Consider the following 20,045-nt stretch of genomic DNA (forward strand, 5'->3'; position numbering starts at 1 on the left):
TTGGTTTGGCTACTTTATTTACTAAATTCTACTACTTATACCCTATAGCAATTAAGTGCGCTGTTTTTTGAGAGGTGTTCTCAACGCCTTTAGATTCTATTCGGTTAATTATATTAGAGGCTATGGTTTTTATAATGCCTATTGGATTACTTAGCTTAAAACTCTTTAACCCTCTGACTCTATGCTTTCCTGTTTTAACAGCATAGTGTACATCAACATCTTTAAAATATTTTTTTAACAGATTTTCTAATTCTTGTCTTGTATAATGCCTTACATGGTCTGGATTACTGCCTGGTCCTTCATTTTTAATGTAATCGCCATTTGGTGTTGTAAAATAAGCCCAACCTCCTTCACGAATAACTTTAGCTATATTTTCTACAAACTTTTCGTCTTCTAGCACATGCTCAATCACTTCAATAGATACTACAGCATCATAGGAAGCGTCTGGCAAAGTGGACTTAGTCATATCTTGTATAACCACATCCTTAATATTGCTTCTTCTCTTCCTAATATTATTAAGTATGTCTGATGTAAATCCAAGATTTAATTCCTCTCTCGTACCTTCTTCTTGTGGTACGTCTAAAAGAGTTATTTCTGCTGGTAAGCATATGGTATATGGCGAGTTTCTACCGCCAACATCTAAAACAGAAACCTGTTTAGACTTAAATTTACTTTGCTTTAATAACCGTTTTATATCCTGACGAACAGTTACCAAATGAGTTGTCATTATAGGAAACGTTAACCAACGGAAAAATTCATATTTTGTCATTATTATTCAATAAAATTAACGCACTATTAAAGTAAAATTAATTATCAACTACTATAAAAATCAACAAATTCTTTTTGCTGCTTTTGCAGATTAAAATCAATCTTAACTCTATATATTGCGTTTTGTTTTATGCTTCGTTTTTTTTCGTCTGATAAATCTATAACATATAGTATTTTTTCAGCTAATAATTTAGGTTTTCTTTTTGTTACCACCCAACCTGTCTTCTCATTTAATACATTTTCGCTTAAACCTTCGGCATTAGACACTATACACATAAGACCTAAAGCTTGAGCTTCTAATACCGAATTACAAAATCCTTCTTGTATACTATACTGTAAATAAATAGAATTATTTAATACTTCTTCTCTCAATGCTTCCTGAGTTAACTTTCCTGCAAATGTAATATTATCTATTATTCCTAGTTGATGTGCAGTATAAACCAAACGTTCTTTCTCCTCTCCATCACCAATAATTGTATAATGAAAATCTAATCCCTTTTCTTTGAGAATAGCTAATGCTTGTAATGTATATTCCAAACCTTTTTTCCAATGTAATCTCGCCACAGTTACTAATCTAGTTTCCTTTTTTGCTTCTGGCTCTCTATGAATTTGAAAAAAATCTGTATCTATAGCAGGAGTTATTACTTCAACATTGTCTGAATTTATATTTTCTTGCATTAAGTCGCTTTTCATTTCTTGAGATAATACATGGTATTTTACGTCTTTCTTAAACAAGATATTATAACAACCAGGATGTTTTAATGGAGATAAATACAGGTCAAAGCCCCTAAAACTTACAGCCATTTTAGCATTTATTGCTGTTGCAACATTTTCGCGTTGTACAGCGAGCATTCCAAAACCAAAATGTAACCAATCTACATGCTCTGTGAAAAAAAATTGATTAATTATAACCTGTCTTATGCTTTTAAAAAAGGGAATACCATCTTTACTATTTTGATGAAAAAATCTTAAGCTTTTAGTAGGGTGAACAAATAGCGATTTAATAATTACCAAAAGACTATACCAAATTGTTAGTAGCTTTCCTTGATTGAAATTGTAGCCTGATACAACTTTGCAACCATAATCCTCATCATTCTCATTTTTATAATCTACAAAGAGTACTACTTTAAAACCATTTTTTTGCAACCCTTTTATTTTATTCCTAAAAAAAGTTTCAGAATATTTGGGTACTGTAGATAGTACTAAACCAATAGTAATTGCCTTTTTTTTATCTGCTAACATTGCAATACATTTTGATATAACACTTGCATATCCTTAACCATATGCTGCTGCGTATGATTTTCTTTTATAGAGTCTAATGCATTACGCTTTATACTATCAATCTCTTTTTGAGATAAACCAGCAATTATTTTAATCTTATTAACCATGGTCTCTACATCTCTCACTTTTGTAACAAAACCATTAATACCATCCTTAATTACTTCTTCCATACCACCACAATCTGTTGTTAAAACTAGTGTGCCATTAATCATAGCCTCTAATACAACATTAGCAATTCCTTCTTCAACACTTGGTAGCAATAACAAATCTGACTGTTGCATAAGACTCTGCACCTCATCATAGGGTAACTTATTAACTAAATCTACTTCTTCAGACAACCCTAAATCATATATATGATATTGGCATTCTATTGAGTTTGAAGCACCAACAATGGTATATTTAAATTTAAAATTATTATCCTTTAAGGCTTTACATGCATCTAAAGCAAAAGTGTATCCTTTTTTCCAGTGTGCTCGTCCAATGGATATAATTTGAAATGTCTTATTAGGTATTCTTGGTAGTGGCTCATTACCTTTTGGAGACAAGCCGCTATATACTACCTTTATCTTATTATTAGAAGCATTATACCTTTCAGCCTCATTGGCAATAGCTTTAGACACTGCATGAAAACCATCTACTTTAGGGAAATTTTCTCGGTACATCTTAGCCAAATGTTTATTAGCTAAAGGAGAATAATTTATATGTGCACCACGTAGGCTTACCACCAATTTAATTCCAAAATCTTGTACCCACATCCAATTATCTAATCCTTTTACCCATTGCAAATGAAAAATATCTGGTTTGTGCCATAAGACAGGATAGGTTTTCACTCTATCTAGTAATACATTTTTTGACTGGGTCTTTAAAATACCATCAAGCTTTTTTTTGTCTTTATACTTAAACAAAGTAAGTAATATGGTATACTTAATTAAATAAAAGAATTTGTAGAGTTTGGTATTCTTATATGCAAATACAGTAACATCTCCACTGTAGCGTTTTTTAGATTTTAAAAAACCAAACACATAGACTTTACATGCATCTTGAGACAAACCATCAATTAACCGTTCTATAAAAGTGGTACTAGGTACATCACCTGAGTATATGGCTATTTTGGGTTTGTGCTTCATTAACTTACTTTAAAAACTTTCTTGAAAATCCTTGGCAAATGCTAGGCTAGTAACATACCTTCCATTACTATTTACATGTATATCATCATAAAATAAAGCTTCATTCTTCAATAAATCACTATGATTAATAATGGTAAGATCTTTAACAGTAGTTTTTACCTTTTTCGCTTTCATTGGAGAAAAATAACAAATCAATCTAATATTGTGCGACTCGCACAAAGCTTTTATTTTTTTAAAATACGTATTCTTGAATCCTATAGTAATAGATTCAAAATTTTGAATTTGTTTTGGTTCAACTTGTGTGTTAGGATATGTATAATTACCTCTTTCATCAAAACGATTTCTTTTTTTGGGTTTTACCAAAGCCATTAATGAAGGGTATAATATCTCTACATTGTAATACGAAACGCCGAACATAGGTATATATTCGGAATAGTGAATTATTTTAGAACTGTGACTGGAAAAGCCTTCAAAATAATCAGAAACATAGCTTTCATTTATATATGGCAAAAAACGATAATCATTATCACTTATGTCCTTATTTTTAGAGTCAAAACCATAAGCACTAGGTGCTAAAATTACTGCTTTGGCTGATTTTCCTTGTTGTAAAAAATGCTGCAACATCACATATTGCGTTCCTAAAGCGGTATCATCCATGGCTAAATTAAGTCCATTGATTTTAAGTACAGAATCAATAGTCTTAGTATTTAATGTTGTTAATCCAGTACTAGCCCCTAAAATGATATAATCAAACTCCTTTTCTTTTATATCATTGATCAAAAAAGAAGGCTTGTAAAATGAAGATTGCCGCAAAGACCATAGGCTACAAGCAGACAATACTATTGACAAGGTTATGAAAACCATTAGTATTACACTTGTTTTTTTTAGAAATAATTTCATTTATTAAAATTGAAAATATATAAACTCAGCAGGATTCTTAAACACTCCCATAAAGCTAATAACTAAAGCTATAAAAACAACTGTAGCATAGTTTAATTGTACTTCTTTCTTGTTTTTTTGAATCGCTATAAACTCAAATATGAAAAGTAATATAATACTGAACAAAATAATAGCACTAAATAGCATCATTTTACTTGTCTTAAAGAAAATAAAATCATTGCCTTGCTTAAAACTAAAAACATCGTAAATGTATTGAAGCGCTATTGTAATATTATCTGCTCTAAAAAATACCCAAGCTATGGCAACTAGTATAAATGTAATTAAAATATTAGGTATTTGATTATAAGACACTTTAGTAGATTGGGTATATTTTCTATTTCTATTTAAAAGCAACAAAGGCATAAACAATAAGGCATGTAGTCCTCCCCAAGCAATAAATGTCCAATTGGCACCATGCCAAAAACCACTGACTAAAAATACTATAAAGACGTTTCGCACTTTGCTCCACTTATGACCTCTTGAACCTCCAAGAGGTATGTAGAGATAATCTCTAAACCATGTAGATAAAGAAATATGCCAACGTCTCCAGAACTCTGCAATATCTCTAGAAAAATAAGGGAAGGAAAAATTAGTCATTAAAGAAAATCCAAAAAGCCTAGCAACACCAATTGCTATATCTGAATAACCTGAGAAATCACCATAAATTTGAAATCCAAAGAGTATTGCGCCCAAAGCTAATTCAAGTGAAGAAAAACTGGCAGAGCCTGAAAAAATTTCATTTACAAAAAAAGCACAATTATCTGCAATCACCACCTTCTTAAAGAGTCCCCAAACAATGAGGTAAACACCACTCATTGCAAAATCTGCATTGAACTTTCGCTGAACACTAAACTGAGGCAATAATTTGGTTGCACGCTCTATTGGTCCTGCTACCAATTGAGGAAAAAAGGACACAAAAGCAGCAAACTGAATAAAACTAGATGTTGGCTTTAGTTTCTTTTTATAAACATCAATGGTGTAACTCAGTGTTTGAAATGTGTAAAATGATATGCCTACAGGTAAAATAATGCTGAGTGTAGAAACCTGTATATCTATTCCAAATAGTTTCCATGCATCTACCCAACTTTCTATAAAAAAATTAAAATATTTAAAAAAAGCCAACAACCCTAAGTTAAAAACCAGACTCGCTAAAAGCAGTCCCTTTCTCTTCTTTTGGTTAGTTGCTACAACTAACTGTTTTGCCACAAAAAAATCTACAACTGTACTTAATGCAATTAATATTAAAAATCTATAATCCCACCATGCATAAAACACATAGCTTGCAATAACGATGAGTATATTTTGAAGTTGAAGTGAACGTTTAGTAACAAACCAGTATAATACAAATACTATTGGTAAAAAACATAAGAAATCAATAGAGTTGAACAGCATAATTACTAAAGTTAATTTCTTCTTTTATAAAGGTCTGTTTTAAAAATATCTAGCATTTTGCTAATAGCTGAAAGCTCAAGTTCAGAAAACTTATCATTATACTGCTCTTTGCTATATGTATAACTTTTAGGATGTGTTTTTGATGAAGGTCTCTTGTAGTACTGTTCTAAATTATCAACAACTTTTAAATTAAGATCTGCACAAAGGCTATGAAACATTTCAGTACTTTTAGTTAAGTCCTCGTACCTAACAACTTTAATTACTTTAGAGTAAGCTTTAAATAATTCAATCGGAATTACATTTTCAATACACCAGCGCAAAGTTAAAAGCTCAACTTCTGTTAAATGATCTATACTTCTTATATCGTAATTATATGTTTTTAAAATAAGCTGTACCAATTCATCTTGTTTAGAAAAATGAGACAAGTCATACAACCAAGGAAACTTTACTTGTTGCTGAGAGCGAATAACATCATAAGGGTTTCTAATAATATGTACCACAGGAATACCAAAAGTCTCATATAAGTACTTAGCTGATAGGTTAAAACGTACAAACTTAATTATAAACTTTTTGGGTATAAAAGGCCATAAATGCAATTTTAATTTCCTGTTGCTATTTTGGGCAATCCAATTACAATCTATTCTGTTTTTAAAAAGTTGATTTAAATAGTCATAAGCTTCAATAGAATTGTTCTTGTCTTTCAACCATTTATCACACAACAAATAACCTTTCTTTGTACGTGTTTCTTGTTCGGGTTCAAATAACATTCTATAACGAAAAGGTTGGGCTAAAGTTTCGCTCAACCAACTAGTACCACTCCTGGCACTACCCACAACGATGACATGCTTATTAAATCTACGCATCATTAATAATCTTTTCGTATAATTTTTCGTGAGCAGTTATAAATCTATGCATATTAAAATGTGTTTCACAATAGTTACGCAAATCCATTCCTAATTTAACTCGCTCTTGCTTATCCATCTTAATAAATCGACTAATTTTTAATGCCAGGTCTTCAGCATCTGCAGGCTTAAATAATAATTCTTTAAAATCTTTTAAAACATAATTAATTCCTGTGACATCTGATCCTAAGACGGGAACTGCCATACTCATAGCCTCTACAAGTGCCATAGGCATCCCTTCTTTTCTACCTTCATTTAAGGTAGGAATTACATACAAATCTGCTGATTTAAAGTAAGGTCTTACATCTAACTTTTTTCCAAGGAAGTGTACCTGTTCTTGCAATCCTAATGATTCTGTTAGCGCTTTCATTTTTATACCATAATCATTATCACAGTCACCCAAAATAGTTAACTTAACCTCTGGATTACTTAAACTACAAACAGCATTAATCAATATCTCAACACCTTTTACAGGCACTAAATTTGCAACAGTAATGATATGAAAACCAGAGGATTCTCTTGGAATAATCTCATCAACTTGATTTGGGCTGTAGTAAATCGTGTCTAGCCCTAAGGGAATTAAAGCCTGATGCCTCTTTTTTGGAAAATAACTACGCATTTCATCATTTATAGTCACTATGAAATTAGCAAGGTAGCTTTTAATATGCCAATGCTTTGTACTAAATCCCATAGCTTTTTTTGTGTACACCCACTTAACGCCAGCCAACTTTGCTGCCATAGCTTCTGTCCAATCACTGCTCCATTGCCAGGAATGTATGATATCATATTGGTTGTTTTTATAAAACTTAGAAATCTTCCAAATTCTATACATTAAACTATGGTAAGGTCTATAGTTTGTTTTGGTTTCAAAAATATGTATGGGCAAACCAAGAGACTCTACTACTGGAAAAAATGAGCCTTCATTGCTACCACAAGCTATTTCAATATCAAACTTAGTTTTATCCAAACCGTTTACTAAATCGTAAACAACTTTTCCGCTACCTGCAGTATTAAAATTAGAAATGGTAAAAAGCAGTCTTATTTTTTTAGCCATCTTCTAAGGTTCTAATAATTTTTGCTGGATTACCCGCAACAACACTATTCGGTGGTACATCTTTTACCACTACCGAACCAGCTCCGATAATAACATTATCACCTATTGTAATGTCACCAATTATGACAGCATTTGCACCAACAGTAACATTATTGCCAATAATTGGCAATCGTTGATTATCGTTATTTTTATTTCCTATTGTTAGACTATTACGAAACTGAAAGTTACTACCAATAGATTGGGCATTAATAACTGTGGCATAAGGATGATAACACATTAAACCTCCAGCTATTTTAGTATTTCCAAAAATTTTGCATGGTATGTCTTTTACAAATAAATGCTTCCAGTAATATCTTGGTTTATTTATTCTCCAAAAAAAGATAAAAGCAAAATCTGGATAGTACATCATTAAGTGACCAAACTGCTTCTTTATAGATTTAGTCTGTACTTTACTACCTCTAACTTTAAGCGTTTGGACTATATCCTCTTGTATTAAGACACTATTAGACACATATCTATTGAACAGTTTATTAATCAATAGCTTTCTAAAGAGATGTTTTAAATAAATAAGTGGCTTCAATAAAAGTTATTTTATATGCTTTTTTACTATGTATGGTACTACATAATATCCATACACCTTCCTTAATGTTTCTAATGGCAATATAACCAATATTGATAAAAAAAGCTTTATTGCAGTAGGAATGGTAACATCTTTTAAATCTTCAAATAATTGATATTTTAATGACTTTCTATTAGACAAACCTTTGGTAAAAACTAATTGTCTTCCCATAGATTGAAACAACTGACTAAACAATAAACTTCTAAACCTTTTTGGAGTTGGGTGTTCTAAATAAAATGGTAAGTGTTCTTTAACCAATCGTGGCCAGATCATAAAAGCTCTTGGAATACGTCGTTTTGTTTGTTCTATCGTAGAGTCTGAATGTTTAAAGTATAAGTAAACGTAAGTGTCAAGAAATGCTATACGCTGTGTTAAACCTAATTTTACATCTAATGCTGTATCTTCATTATTCTTAATAGATTCGTTATACAGACCTATAGCATCAAAGACCGTTTTACGATATAAAAATGCTGGTGGACCTACTACTATTTTTAAGTTAGAAAACCACTTCAATCCCCAATAAGGTGCATCTTTAATACTAATTTCACCTGTTTCATCAGTAGGTTTTGGTGTTTCGGCAATTCCCTTATCGGATTTTACCATTTTTCCAAAAGCTGCTACTACATCTGGGTGTTTATCTAAAATAGAGATTAACCGATTTAGAGCATTTGGATAAATTTCATCATCAACATCAAAAACGTAAACATAATCACCTAATGCGGCTTTAATTCCCATATTACGTGCTGGTGCTGCTCCTTGCTTAGGTTGATGCAATAATCTTACACGACTGTCCTTAGCCACAAACACTTCGATATTTTTTGAGGTATCATCCTTAGAGTTATTATCTACATAGATAATTTCAAAATCGTTGAGTTGTTGATTAATAATAGAATTATAGGACTTCTCAATAAACTCAGCACCATTATATACAGGAATTACAACAGATAACTTCATACTTTTTCTTTGAGAAAATGTTTGTGCCAAAGCGACATTGTTAATAACATTGAGATTGGTGTAGAATAATACACTGTATCTGTATTTTTAAATTTTGAATAAAATTTACTTATTAGTTCTTTAGGTATAAAGCTATTAAAATCTGAATTAAATAAATAGCTCTGTAACTGCTCATCGTTTTCTGATCCCAATAATTGTAATTCAAAATTACGTTGTATGTATGGGTTACCAACCATAGCATTAAATTCGCGCTTTAATTTACTATAAATCCTATATGGTAAGTTATAAGGCATCTTGTTGTATTGATAGTTATTTAGATTAAATGGCTTTTGCTCATGCCAAGTAATACGCGCTAATTTTTTGTTTTGTTTAATATGTGCAATTTGCAACTTTCTATCTGCTAAAAACGCTTCAGGAATTGTACAAATAAATTCCATCATTCTATCATCATAGTATGGTAGCTTAATAGGATTCGCCTTTTCAAAAACACACAGATTTGTAGTAGTCCAGCGATGTGCCCATTGTGAGGTTTTAAAAGCTCTAACTTTGGCACTAACATTATCAATTTTTATTTTAGAAAGTGATGATTCTATTCTAGAAATTAGGTAAGACTTAAAATCCCCTTTTAAATGCCATGCTTCCCAAAGGGCTTCGGCAAATTCTAAACCTCCAGGTTTAAGCATTTTTTTTAGGAGCAGTTCTGTTAACTCTGAGTCTTTTGTATGTTCTGGCGCTCCTCTATCAAAAAGTACATCTCCCCAATGTCCTAAATAAAAAACGCCTTTCATTTGCTTAAGCTCTTCTAAAACTCCCATTTGCCTTGGATGCGTAAACTCAGAAAAGCATCTATTGGATAAGGCTAAATCATCTATACTATCCCACAAATAACTTTTTGGAATTTTAAAGGCATCAAAGGTAAAATTACAGACTTTAGCAATTTGTTTGCTTATCTTATGTTCTGGATAACCGCCTGGAAAATAATAACTATAAGAATGTACAGGGTTTTTTAAATCACTAAGAACTAGCGCCTGACTTCTACTATCTATTCCACCAGATAATGGTAAAATAACAGGATTATCAGCTATTAAATCTTTAGTAATATCTGTAAATAGAGTAACATATTCGTCTAATGCTTGTTGAAAGTTTATATCTCTAGGTGAATAGTGCCAATGAAACCAAGGTTCACTTTTAACTAAATAATCATTTTCGTCAAAAGTGTGTTTAGATCCAGGCCTTAAACAGACCTCATCTTTATAATAAGTATCATCATCTAAAAAAAAACCTGTAGCAGCAAAAACACATATTGCCTCATAGTGAATTTGATGAGGCTTTTGCATTTTAGCATAGCTGTGTCTAGTTGGTAAGATTGGAGTTTCTAATACTTTCATAATAGTAACGCTAATATACTAAATGCAACTAGTCTAGCACATTGAAAAGTAAGTTATATTAAATGATATTTAACTTAAGCTTAGTTAGTTTGTTCCATGTATAATCCACCACTTCTGCCAAGCATAGATATGCCATACTCCCCAAGCATTATTATGCTTTTTATCGAAAAAATCATTGATGTAATCTCTCACTGCTTTAACATTTATAATATCGTCACCATAAAATGGTTTTTCGAATACTACGTCTAAAACATCTTGTTTTAAATGTTGGTGCATCCAATCTTCTAGTGGTACCGAAAAACCCATCTTCTTTTTGTTAATTAAAGATTCTGGCACCTCATTAGCCAACAAAACCTTAAGATCTTTCTTTAAATCTTGTTTACTCTGTAATTGACCTTTCTGTTTCCAAGCCAAAGTAATAACGCTTTTATATAAAAAAGGCACTCTAACTTCTAAACTATGAGCCATACTGGCACGATCTACCTTTATTAAGACACGTTGCATATGCGCATAAAACTCATTAAAACGTAGTTGATGTAAAAGCTTGTTTTTGTTGTTGTTAAATTTATAAAGCTGTTTAAGCTGCGAAGAAAATGATGTTTTAGGAACAATTCTATTGAGTTTATCCGCTGGAATTTTTAAATGCTTATTGATTATAAAATCATTTAAGGTTTTAAAGTATGGAGCCCAAGTATTTGTTAACCCAAGTTTATTAGTTACTTGCGCTATAGGTTTTCTAATAACATAAGGCAACTTAAACCACCAACGCTTTTGTAAAACATCCAACATTCTAGGATAACCAAAAAACAACTCATCACCACCATCACCAGATAGCATTACAGTATGCTTTTTTTTGGCTTCTTTAGAAATGACATACGTCGGAATACTTGAAAAATCACCAAATGGTTCAGAAAACGCTTTAAAATGATTATCAATTTCTGATAACAAATCTGATTCTTCAACTGCAACGATATGTTGTTTTAATTCTAAATGTTCTGCATAAGATTTTGCAATATCACTCTCATTATATTTTGGATTATCAACTTTTAAGGTAAAAGCTTCAATAGATGGAATTTCTTTTTTGGCATAAGCACTAATAAGCGGACTATCTATACCTCCACTTAAAAATGTTGCTAGAGGCACATCACTAACCAACTGTTTGGCTACAGCAGTTTTTATAGTCTTAGAAAGGTTAGATTTTGCTTCGTAATCATAAGACTGTTCTTTGCTAAAATCTGTAATTATTGTTTTACTAACCGACTTATCCTTCTTAATTTCTACTAGTTCCCCAGGATTTACCTGAAAAATACCATCGTAAATGGTATTTGGAGATTGCATATAACCAAAACCAAAATAAGATTTCACCATTTGAGGCAATAATCTCAAGGTTTTACAAAACCAAGGATGTGTATATACCTGGTTAAATTGTGATGCCATCACAACACCCTCAGAAGTTATACCATAAAACAAAGGTTTAATACCTGCAAAATCTCTAGTAAGGAATAAGCAATCCTGTTCTGCATCAATAATTGCAATGGAAAACATACCATTTAGCACATTTATAGTCTCTTTTACTCCCAATACATCTAGCAAATGTATAAGAACTTCAGTATCTGAATTCGATTTTAAATTGGTAAGTTTATAGGACTCTGCTAGATCTTTATAATTGTATATTTCACCATTAAACACTACATGATAGCGTCCTCTTGGACTTTGTTTTGGCTGATTGCCATTTGGAGATGTATCTAAAATAGCTAAACGATTAAACCCAAGTTGAAAACCAGCATCACTAACAATATCCGAATAGTCTGGTCCTCTCTGCTTAGATAAATCTAAAATGGATTTAAATATATCTTTTTTGGTAATCTGTCCTTCGTTAAAGGTAAACTCTCCTACAAATCCACACATAAATTATTGTTTTTCAAAAATGGCAACTATAGCTGAAGAGAAATATTTTGAAGGATGTTTTTTTAACCAATCGTTTGCAAAATACTTAAATATTAAACGGTGCCCTTTGAATATGAGTTTTTGCAAAAAATTATTTTTTTGATGTACACCTAGAGGAAATCCACCATAATAATCTAAATGAAGAATCGATAGATTATGACGCTTCGCAAAGTCCTTAAACACCTTTAAACGCATACACTTTAAATTATGAACCTTTAAATTTTTAATATCTACCATGTATTTATAAAGCTTTACATAGCCTTTCATATTAGGTATCATAACCATTAATCGTCCATTGTCATTCATATAATCAACATGAAGATCTAGTATATGGTCGTAATCTTTAAAATGCTCTATGAAGCCATTAGACATTACATAATCGTATCGCTCTACTGGTTTATAGGTAGTGAAGTCCTTTTGAAGGATGTCATATTCGTTAACATCCATTACTTTAAAAGATCCTTCTATTTGCGTAGTATCAGAATTGTAATCTAAGCAAGTAGGTCTTAATTGGTATTTACTGGACAGATAAGCCAAATATCGACCAGGAAAACCACCAATCTCTATAAAACGTTTTGATTTACTGTTAGGACGAATAAAAATTTCCCACAACTTGTCATAATACGAACACACGGTAGTAATGTGTTTTCTATCTGTATGATTATGATTATAATAGGTTTCCCAATATGCTTTTGAAGTGAGCTTTTCTGACATAGTCGAAATTTATAAATAAATTACGGAGTTACCTATTGAATATTTCGTATTTAATGAACAAATAAAGCAACTTTAATCCACCTCTTAGTGAATGTGTAAAAACTTGTATAAAAAACAACAACTTTTTAATTAAGCCTTTACAATGGTTTTCTAATAATTGCTTATAACGTTTCCAAGATTGTTTCTCAATTAACTTTAAATCTGCTTTTGTAAAGAAATCTTTTCCCCATCCAAGTAATGCTGTATTTAAGGAATTATAACGTTGATATTGTTCTAATGGATTATTAGTTACAATGAGCGACGTATTAGCATCGTGTTTTCTTACACAAGCCAAAACAGTATCTAAACTATAAAACGGATAATAATAGGCTACTCGTCTCCAAAACTCCCAATCTTCAAAAATTTTAAAATCGGTATTAAAAAAGCCTACTTTATCAAAAACTTCACGTCTTACAACAGGAGTAATCATAGACATTCGGTTTTTCAACAACAAATCCTTAAAGACTTTACCATGATTACCTACTTGTTTTATAACACGTCCAGAACGTTGCCCTTTTTGGTTAACATACTCTATATGCCCAGTTACTAAACCCACTTCTGGATGTGATTTAAATATAGGAACCTGCTGCTCTAACTTTTCTGGCAACCATATATCGTCATCATCATTAAAAGCTATGAGTTTACCTTGACTTACAGTTACACCATAATTACGACTGCCATTACTTCCTTTTTTAAATTGCTCTGGCCTTACAACATATTTAATCCTAGAATCTCGCTTAGTATAATCTTGGAGTATTTCTGCTGTATTGTCCGTACAACCATCATCAACTATAATACATTCCCAATTTGTATAGGTCTGTGCTATAATACTATCTATAGCCTCACCAATATATTGTGCTCTATTAAAGGTTGGAATAATTACAGAAACTAAAACTGAATCCATGAATTTTGTTAAAGAATATGTTTCACAAAAATAAAGCTTATGGTAACCACTTTTTAATTAAAGAGACATTATCAAAATATGCATTTTGGTGAAAACATAAATAATAAAGCTTCCTAAAATAATTAAGACCTATTTCTTTTTGTTCATAGTTGCCAAATAAGCGTCTGTATATATTTTTAAAAAAACCTCGCTTTAGTTGACTCTTTATATGATTAGCGTAAAAACCACGATTTATCTTATTTTTATTAGACAATACATCTCTATAAGCAATAATGACAAAATTTGAATGAGACATCGCTTTTCTTAAACGCGACAAATACTTAAGGTTTAGACGACCATCTGTCATAAAATGTTTAAAATTTAATCTATCATCATACCATATATCATATCCTAATAATTGTAATGCATAGCAGTATTCTGTATCACCTCCAGAACTAAGAGCATCACCTTTTCTACAACTTAAAATATGCTCGAAACCTAAATCTATGAGTTCTTGCCAATGTGCTTTACGTATTACCATTCCGGCACCATAAAGATACTCTGCTTCATTGGTAACATTTCCAGAATTTTTGGCTTGAGGTCCTACAGCATAATAATGGGCATACTTATCAAACCAATCTGGTTTTTCTTTTTCAAAAACAGCTTCACTACAACCACCTAGAGCACCTATATTTTGATGTTCTTCCATAATATCAAAAGCGGTTTGTATATAGGTATCACATAACCAATTATCATCATCGCAAATAAGCATGTAGCTATATTTTGCCTTGCTGTAACCTAGGGCTTGAGCATAAGATTTACCTGGTGTTTTTTCTGTATAAGAGGTATAAGTTATTAATGAGTTAACACCATGCAATTGCCACCAGTTATCAGCAAAAGTTTTTGTATGGTCTGTAGATGCGTTATCTACTAAAATAATCTCACAAGGGACTGTATGTTTTTGCGCAACAAGATGCTCTAATGTACTTACAAGTCTTTGTTTGCCATTGTAGGTGCAAATAATAACAGAAATTCCGGTTAAAATATGATTTGGTTTAGAAGACATTTGGGCAGTACATTATTTAAGATGACTCGATTGCATTTGTAAATATAGTTGTTGTTTTTTATAAATCTTGCCTAGAATATATTTTCTAATCTTAGTACTTTTTCCGAGTAACTCTACAGCATAAATTTTTAAAAATTGAAATCTGGAAATATCTTTAAAATAAGATGGTTTGAATATATGTCTTAGAGGAAACCCATTGTAATTAAATGATAATGGTCGTTTTATAAGCATATTAAAGATTAATTTTTTGTAATAAGTCATTAAGTGTGCATCATCACCTTTATTTTCTTTTAATACCTCATAAACCGAAAGCAACGCTTTTTCCATAGCTTTTAGGTAAGACTTACTTTTGTATGAGTTTGCAATACCATCCTCAGTGAGGTGCCTGTAATAATTATCTAATTGCTTTGAACCAACAGCTAAATCTGGATTATATAATAATGCTTTACAGTGTAGTTCCCAATCTTGCCACGCTCTTAGTGTTTCATTCCATTGACCACATTTTATAAAAAACTGTCTATTCCACATTACACCAGCTGTTTGCCAAGGCATATCAATATTAAAAAACCGAATTAAAAATTCTTCATTGCTTCTTGTAGAGCCAATAGTATTCCAAACTTTATTGGTATCTCCTATAACTTTTGTGAAGACAGCAGACTCAACCACCAACATATCTAAAGATCTAGAATCTATAGAAGTAATACGTTGCTCTAAAGCAAAAGGCATTAACACGTCATCAGAATCTAAAAAGATAAGATAGGTTCCTGTGCTTTTTACAAATCCAAAGTTTCTGGCTCCATTACCACCTGACTGATGATTATTAGGCCTTTGGTAGTATTTAACTCTATGGTCTTTAGCGCAATAGGCATCTAATAATACTTTTGTAGTATCTGTACTCCCATCATCTACAACAATACATTCCCAATGTGTATATGTTTGCGCTAAAACAGCATCTAATGTCTCACCCAATAAATGTGCACGATTATAGGTTGGGATAATTATGGAAACAAGTGCTTGTTTAGGCATAAGAATAATTTATAGTACAACACTAGGGAAACTATAATTACTGCAAAGATAATTTAATACCAAAGCAGATTAGTTTTCAATAGATAAATTAATACTTAAATAAATCTTCTTTTGTGTTTCTGGGTCTATGAAATATGCATTTTTGAAATTACCGTGAGTGAGCGCACGTATTCTATTTACAAATTCTGATACATTCATTTTTTCATCACTCTTAATATGACATAATTCTTTGAAATCAGACTTAAAAAACAAATTCCCTTCATTCTCAGGAAAAATTATCTTGTACGAACCTTCTATAATACTTTTAATATTCTTCTCTAGTATTTCTAGTTCTTTAGCTACTATCTTAGCATATAAACTTTCTGAAGTATCTGTGATTTCTTTATCTACAAATTCTCTTGAAATAATAGGACCATGGTCTAGATGTTCATCTATCTCGTGTATTGTTGCACCTGTAGGAAGATTATTTATAATTGCGAATACCTGTGGATACCAACCTCTATTTATGGGATTATAACCTGGATGAATATTAATACATTTTACCTTATTAACAAGCCTTTTAGGAAAAAGCTGTTTACAGTGAATAGAAAAAACTAAATCATAGGTATTAATAATCTCTGTAATTACATTGTCTTCTTTTAAATTGATTACTTTTATTTCTATATCATCATTTAATACAAACTCGTTTATATCCGAAAAGGGGCTAATTGCAAATGTCCAGTTTACACTAAAATAATCATTTTTAGTAAGCAGATTAAGAAATTGACTGCACATATATTGATTATCTGATATGATTAAAATATTCTTATACATACTCTTTAATGATATTTATTATTTGTTGCTGTTGGTCATTTTGAAGGCCTACATACAAAGGCAAACATAATATTCTTGATGCTATACTCTTAGATATTTCGCAAAGACTTTCATTTACATAAGGAAGTGTATCCAAACTTGGATAAAAATAACGTCTTGGCATAATGCCGTTATCCTCTAATTCACTTTTAACTTTTAGAAGCATGGCTTCAGTATCAAAAATAATTGGATAATAGCAATAATTCCATTTTGTATGTTCTCTTATCTTAAGCAATTGTAGTTTAGCATTCTTAAAAGCTGTATTATAAGCATCAACAATAGCTCTCCTTTTGTTTAATATCTCATTAAAATGTGGCAATACTGCTAAACCCATAGCAGCTTGTAATTCGCTCATCTTAGCATTTATACCTAAGCCGTGAAATGCCTCAGAACCATCATGTCCAAAATTATGATGATGATAAAGATTATGGTGTAAATCTTCGTCTTTGGTGATTATTGCTCCTCCTTCTCCTGTATGAAATAATTTAGTTGCATGAAAACTACAGGTACTTATATCTCCAAAACTAAATATTGATCTATCTTTATACGTTACGCCAAAACAATGTGCTGCATCATAAATAACCGCTAAATTGTACTTAGATGCTATTGCTTCAATAACCTCTACATTGCATGGATTACCAAAAACATGGGTTGCCATTATAGCAGAAGTTTTATCGGATATTGCTTCCTCTATTTTTGTTTCGTCTATTGTTAAATAATCTGGATGAATATCAACAAAAACAGGCTTACAGCCTTCCCAAACTATACTACTAGTGGTTGCTACATAGCTAAAAGGAGCCGTTATTATTTCACCTTTTAACTGTAATGTTTTAATAGCTATCTGTAAGGGAAGTGTACCATTGGTCGTTAGTGTTAAATGCTCAATATTTAAATATTCTTTTAATCTCTTTTCTAATTCTAAAACTAAAACACCTCTATTGGTAATCCAACCGGTTTCCCAAACACGACTTAAGATGGATTCATATTCTTTTTGAGGTGGTAAAAATGTTCTAGTTACATTGATCATTCAAATGCCTATTTAGGTTTAATAATTATAAAAATACAGTAATAAGAAATTAGTCATCAGCAATAAACTTACTTAATGTTAAAGTTAACTTACTCAGCTTTTCCATAACAGTATTATGACCATATAATGATTTTATCTTATTTATATTGTACTTGCTTTTGTTTTCACTAAAAGCATCATTAATTGTGTTATTATTTATCTCATCAGAGCGATAAATGTTTAGTCCTTCTTTTCTAAATTCTTTATAGATTGGGCTTTTATCATTGATAAAAACTTTGGCACCTTTAGAAACCATTACCATAACATTACCGAGTGCCTGTTGCCTTCTGTGGTTAAAAATGGCTATACTACAACTTGCTAGCAGACTATTATACTGTTCTAAAGGTATAAAATCTAAAATAGGGACAAAATGCTCTTTAAGATATGTTCTCCCTTTTTCTAAGACAAATGCTCTGTAAGTATTATCACCATAGCTTAATGGTACAATTACTTTTCTTTTACCTAAATTTACTTTGGATAGCTTTATAAAAACTTCTAAATGGTTATTTGTTGAACTAGCAGAATTACCAACCAAGATATTTGACGAATCTTCGTTTACTTTTGCATCTATTCCTCTTGAAAAATTTTCTAAACTATTATAAGTAAAAGGCAAATAACTAAGTCTTGGATTCATCTTTTTCACCAATTCCATTTCAGATCTTAAAATAGGAGCTACAAAGTCTATTTTTTTAACTGCTTGATAAAACTGCTTGGGATGGTTTTCTCTTAGAACGCTAAACAACCCACTATTAACTCCTTCTAATCTTTTGTATGAAATGTTAGCAAGCAACTTATAAACAAATGGGTATCTAATTATTTTTTCAACAAAAAGTAACTTTTTACTTTTTAGTCTATTTTCATAAGCTTTGGTTTGCTTCTCAAAAAGATTTTGATAAAAAGGTTTCCAGTTATTATATAAATCATAACCAAAAATAAACCAGACAAAGGTGTAGGACTTATCTAAACTATTTATAAGCTCCCATTTGGCCTGATTTAAAGCATGTACCGCAACTACTTTTATGTTATCACTCTCTAGAATACTTTTTATGGTCTCTACATAGGAGACTCTATCATATTTTACAGTAATAACTTTCTTTGAGGTAACATATTTTAATTCATTGATATTTGTTGAGACTACAACATACTTATGGCAGAAAATTGTATCCGAATCAAACAAACCTATAGCTCCATCTATAAATTTTTCGTCATCAAAAACATGTAATATGTGTTCTTTTGCCACTAGTTAGTTTTAAATGAAAATTTACTTTCTAGCTCTTCAGCCTTTTTTGAACAAATATCTGTTATAATTTGATAGTTCTTTTCGCCAAAAAAAGCCTTTATATCTACATTAGTATTTCCTCTAGGTTGGAAATCTTTATCTAATAAATGAATAATAGAATTTTTCTTTTTTAGTTTCAATTTATGGCATAATTTATCTATAAAATCAACTTTATTATTCATAAACAGTTCATAGCTAACAAACAAACATTTATCATTAGAAATATATTTGTCTTGAGAATAAACATCTAACCATATAGAAGCAAGTCTTTTTATATAATCTTTTCCGTCAACAAAAATATACTGCCAGTTATGGTTTATACTGTTGATATCAACATCATCCATATCTCCTCTTATCTCTAATCTATTCAATATGGATCTGATAACATCAAAAGGATTTCTATAAATAAACACATACTTATCTAGGTGGAAAAACTTTTCAACATGGTTGATTATTAAAGACGCAGTAGGTTCTTTAATTATTTGTTTTGAAAAATCTTCTGGGTAATTAAATATATGTTCAACAAAATCAAGTTTATTATCTTTTATGTCTTGTAAATATGGGTTCCATAACATTTCAGTATCCAAAGTTACTGAATATCCCAATCTATGAGCTAATAAACCAGCTATGACAGAAGTTCCAGATTTCTGCATACCAAATACCCAAATTGCTTTTTTATTAGGTTTAGGCTTCTTATTAGAAGAAAATAATTTTTTTTTTAACCTGTTCAGTATTTTATTAGACATATC

General features: G+C 31.0%; 19 protein-coding genes. All 19 read right to left on the bottom strand.

Features of this window, described 5'->3' with window-relative positions:
• Nucleotides 1-31: 31 nt before the first annotated feature.
• The 19 genes from ACXAFS_RS14750 to ACXAFS_RS14840 all read right to left on the bottom strand — a co-directional run bounded on the left by ACXAFS_RS14750 (nucleotide 32) and on the right by ACXAFS_RS14840 (nucleotide 20,042).
• Nucleotides 32-769 (bottom strand): class I SAM-dependent methyltransferase, encoded by a 738-nt coding sequence (locus tag ACXAFS_RS14750; RefSeq protein WP_475307915.1) that lies wholly within the window; start codon nucleotides 767-769, stop codon nucleotides 32-34.
• Nucleotides 770-813: 44 nt separating this feature from the next.
• The gene (locus ACXAFS_RS14755) at nucleotides 814-2,010 is read right to left on the bottom strand and encodes a glycosyltransferase family 4 protein (protein ID WP_475307916.1); all 1,197 of its coding nucleotides are present in this window, start codon (nucleotides 2,008-2,010) and stop codon (nucleotides 814-816) included.
• Entirely contained in the window at nucleotides 2,004-3,176 is a 1,173-nt protein-coding gene (locus ACXAFS_RS14760) for a glycosyltransferase family 4 protein (RefSeq protein ID WP_475307918.1), read from the bottom strand. Before ACXAFS_RS14760 ends, ACXAFS_RS14755 begins: the two co-directional genes overlap by 7 nt.
• 9 nt (nucleotides 3,177-3,185) lie before the next feature.
• Entirely contained in the window at nucleotides 3,186-4,076 is an 891-nt protein-coding gene (locus ACXAFS_RS14765) for a hypothetical protein (protein WP_475307919.1), read from the bottom strand.
• Between the two features lie 3 nt (nucleotides 4,077-4,079).
• Nucleotides 4,080-5,507 (bottom strand): MBOAT family O-acyltransferase, encoded by a 1,428-nt coding sequence (locus ACXAFS_RS14770; protein ID WP_475307920.1) that lies wholly within the window; start codon nucleotides 5,505-5,507, stop codon nucleotides 4,080-4,082.
• Between the two features lie 11 nt (nucleotides 5,508-5,518).
• Nucleotides 5,519-6,373 (bottom strand): sulfotransferase family protein, encoded by an 855-nt coding sequence (locus tag ACXAFS_RS14775; RefSeq protein WP_475307921.1) that lies wholly within the window; start codon nucleotides 6,371-6,373, stop codon nucleotides 5,519-5,521.
• Nucleotides 6,363-7,463 carry a glycosyltransferase family 4 protein gene (locus tag ACXAFS_RS14780; RefSeq protein WP_475307923.1) on the bottom strand — a complete coding sequence of 367 codons (1,101 nt, stop codon included), beginning with the start codon at nucleotides 7,461-7,463 and terminating at the stop codon, nucleotides 6,363-6,365. The genes ACXAFS_RS14775 and ACXAFS_RS14780 overlap by 11 nt, the downstream gene beginning before the upstream one ends.
• The gene (locus ACXAFS_RS14785; protein WP_475307924.1) at nucleotides 7,456-8,043 is read right to left on the bottom strand and encodes a serine acetyltransferase; all 588 of its coding nucleotides are present in this window, start codon (nucleotides 8,041-8,043) and stop codon (nucleotides 7,456-7,458) included. Before ACXAFS_RS14785 ends, ACXAFS_RS14780 begins: the two co-directional genes overlap by 8 nt.
• 6 nt (nucleotides 8,044-8,049) lie before the next feature.
• Nucleotides 8,050-9,036 carry a glycosyltransferase family 2 protein gene (locus tag ACXAFS_RS14790; RefSeq protein ID WP_475307925.1) on the bottom strand — a complete coding sequence of 329 codons (987 nt, stop codon included), beginning with the start codon at nucleotides 9,034-9,036 and terminating at the stop codon, nucleotides 8,050-8,052.
• Entirely contained in the window at nucleotides 9,033-10,424 is a 1,392-nt protein-coding gene (locus ACXAFS_RS14795; RefSeq protein WP_475307926.1) for an asparagine synthase-related protein, read from the bottom strand. The genes ACXAFS_RS14790 and ACXAFS_RS14795 overlap by 4 nt, the downstream gene beginning before the upstream one ends.
• Nucleotides 10,425-10,508: 84 nt before the next feature.
• The gene (gene asnB / locus ACXAFS_RS14800; RefSeq protein ID WP_475307928.1) at nucleotides 10,509-12,332 is read right to left on the bottom strand and encodes an asparagine synthase (glutamine-hydrolyzing); all 1,824 of its coding nucleotides are present in this window, start codon (nucleotides 12,330-12,332) and stop codon (nucleotides 10,509-10,511) included.
• Between the two features lie 3 nt (nucleotides 12,333-12,335).
• Nucleotides 12,336-13,085 (bottom strand): methyltransferase domain-containing protein, encoded by a 750-nt coding sequence (locus ACXAFS_RS14805; protein WP_475307929.1) that lies wholly within the window; start codon nucleotides 13,083-13,085, stop codon nucleotides 12,336-12,338.
• 28 nt (nucleotides 13,086-13,113) lie between these two features.
• Nucleotides 13,114-14,028, bottom strand: coding sequence for a glycosyltransferase family 2 protein (locus ACXAFS_RS14810; RefSeq protein ID WP_475307930.1), 915 nt, complete (start codon nucleotides 14,026-14,028; stop codon nucleotides 13,114-13,116).
• A gap of 37 nt (nucleotides 14,029-14,065) precedes the next feature.
• Complete coding sequence (locus tag ACXAFS_RS14815) at nucleotides 14,066-15,073, bottom strand: glycosyltransferase (protein WP_475307932.1); 1,008 nt, start codon at nucleotides 15,071-15,073, stop codon at nucleotides 14,066-14,068.
• A gap of 12 nt (nucleotides 15,074-15,085) precedes the next feature.
• On the bottom strand, nucleotides 15,086-16,099 hold the full coding sequence (locus ACXAFS_RS14820; RefSeq protein WP_475307933.1) for a glycosyltransferase family 2 protein: 1,014 nt from the start codon (nucleotides 16,097-16,099) through the stop codon (nucleotides 15,086-15,088).
• A gap of 69 nt (nucleotides 16,100-16,168) precedes the next feature.
• Nucleotides 16,169-16,912 carry a dTDP-4-amino-4,6-dideoxyglucose formyltransferase gene (locus tag ACXAFS_RS14825; protein WP_475307934.1) on the bottom strand — a complete coding sequence of 248 codons (744 nt, stop codon included), beginning with the start codon at nucleotides 16,910-16,912 and terminating at the stop codon, nucleotides 16,169-16,171.
• Nucleotides 16,905-17,978, bottom strand: a complete 1,074-nt coding sequence (locus tag ACXAFS_RS14830; RefSeq protein ID WP_475307935.1) for a DegT/DnrJ/EryC1/StrS family aminotransferase — start codon at nucleotides 17,976-17,978, stop codon at nucleotides 16,905-16,907. Before ACXAFS_RS14830 ends, ACXAFS_RS14825 begins: the two co-directional genes overlap by 8 nt.
• Before the next feature lie 49 nt (nucleotides 17,979-18,027).
• Complete coding sequence (locus tag ACXAFS_RS14835) at nucleotides 18,028-19,257, bottom strand: TDP-N-acetylfucosamine:lipid II N-acetylfucosaminyltransferase family protein (RefSeq protein WP_475307937.1); 1,230 nt, start codon at nucleotides 19,255-19,257, stop codon at nucleotides 18,028-18,030.
• Complete coding sequence (locus tag ACXAFS_RS14840) at nucleotides 19,257-20,042, bottom strand: sulfotransferase domain-containing protein (RefSeq protein WP_475307938.1); 786 nt, start codon at nucleotides 20,040-20,042, stop codon at nucleotides 19,257-19,259. The genes ACXAFS_RS14835 and ACXAFS_RS14840 overlap by 1 nt, the downstream gene beginning before the upstream one ends.
• Between the last annotated feature and the right edge of the window lie 3 nt (nucleotides 20,043-20,045).

It is taken from the genome of Winogradskyella sp. ABM4_392 (genome assembly GCF_056160445.1).

What these genes read in the sequence shown, in the direction of transcription:
- ACXAFS_RS14750 (WP_475307915.1), bottom strand. Translation starts at nt 769, where the DNA reads ATGACAAAATATGAATTTTTCCGTTGGTTAACGTTTCCTATAATGACA.
- ACXAFS_RS14755 (WP_475307916.1), bottom strand. Translation starts at nt 2,010, where the DNA reads ATGTTAGCAGATAAAAAAAAGGCAATTACTATTGGTTTAGTACTATCT.
- ACXAFS_RS14760 (WP_475307918.1), bottom strand. Translation starts at nt 3,176, where the DNA reads ATGAAGCACAAACCCAAAATAGCCATATACTCAGGTGATGTACCTAGT.
- ACXAFS_RS14765 (WP_475307919.1), bottom strand. Translation starts at nt 4,076, where the DNA reads ATGAAATTATTTCTAAAAAAAACAAGTGTAATACTAATGGTTTTCATA.
- ACXAFS_RS14770 (WP_475307920.1), bottom strand. Translation starts at nt 5,507, where the DNA reads ATGCTGTTCAACTCTATTGATTTCTTATGTTTTTTACCAATAGTATTT.
- ACXAFS_RS14775 (WP_475307921.1), bottom strand. Translation starts at nt 6,373, where the DNA reads ATGATGCGTAGATTTAATAAGCATGTCATCGTTGTGGGTAGTGCCAGG.
- ACXAFS_RS14780 (WP_475307923.1), bottom strand. Translation starts at nt 7,463, where the DNA reads ATGGCTAAAAAAATAAGACTGCTTTTTACCATTTCTAATTTTAATACT.
- ACXAFS_RS14790 (WP_475307925.1), bottom strand. Translation starts at nt 9,036, where the DNA reads ATGAAGTTATCTGTTGTAATTCCTGTATATAATGGTGCTGAGTTTATT.
- ACXAFS_RS14795 (WP_475307926.1), bottom strand. Translation starts at nt 10,424, where the DNA reads ATGAAAGTATTAGAAACTCCAATCTTACCAACTAGACACAGCTATGCT.
- asnB (WP_475307928.1), bottom strand. Translation starts at nt 12,332, where the DNA reads ATGTGTGGATTTGTAGGAGAGTTTACCTTTAACGAAGGACAGATTACC.
- ACXAFS_RS14805 (WP_475307929.1), bottom strand. Translation starts at nt 13,085, where the DNA reads ATGTCAGAAAAGCTCACTTCAAAAGCATATTGGGAAACCTATTATAAT.
- ACXAFS_RS14810 (WP_475307930.1), bottom strand. Translation starts at nt 14,028, where the DNA reads ATGGATTCAGTTTTAGTTTCTGTAATTATTCCAACCTTTAATAGAGCA.
- ACXAFS_RS14815 (WP_475307932.1), bottom strand. Translation starts at nt 15,073, where the DNA reads ATGTCTTCTAAACCAAATCATATTTTAACCGGAATTTCTGTTATTATT.
- ACXAFS_RS14820 (WP_475307933.1), bottom strand. Translation starts at nt 16,099, where the DNA reads ATGCCTAAACAAGCACTTGTTTCCATAATTATCCCAACCTATAATCGT.
- ACXAFS_RS14825 (WP_475307934.1), bottom strand. Translation starts at nt 16,912, where the DNA reads ATGTATAAGAATATTTTAATCATATCAGATAATCAATATATGTGCAGT.
- ACXAFS_RS14830 (WP_475307935.1), bottom strand. Translation starts at nt 17,978, where the DNA reads ATGATCAATGTAACTAGAACATTTTTACCACCTCAAAAAGAATATGAA.
- ACXAFS_RS14840 (WP_475307938.1), bottom strand. Translation starts at nt 20,042, where the DNA reads ATGTCTAATAAAATACTGAACAGGTTAAAAAAAAAATTATTTTCTTCT.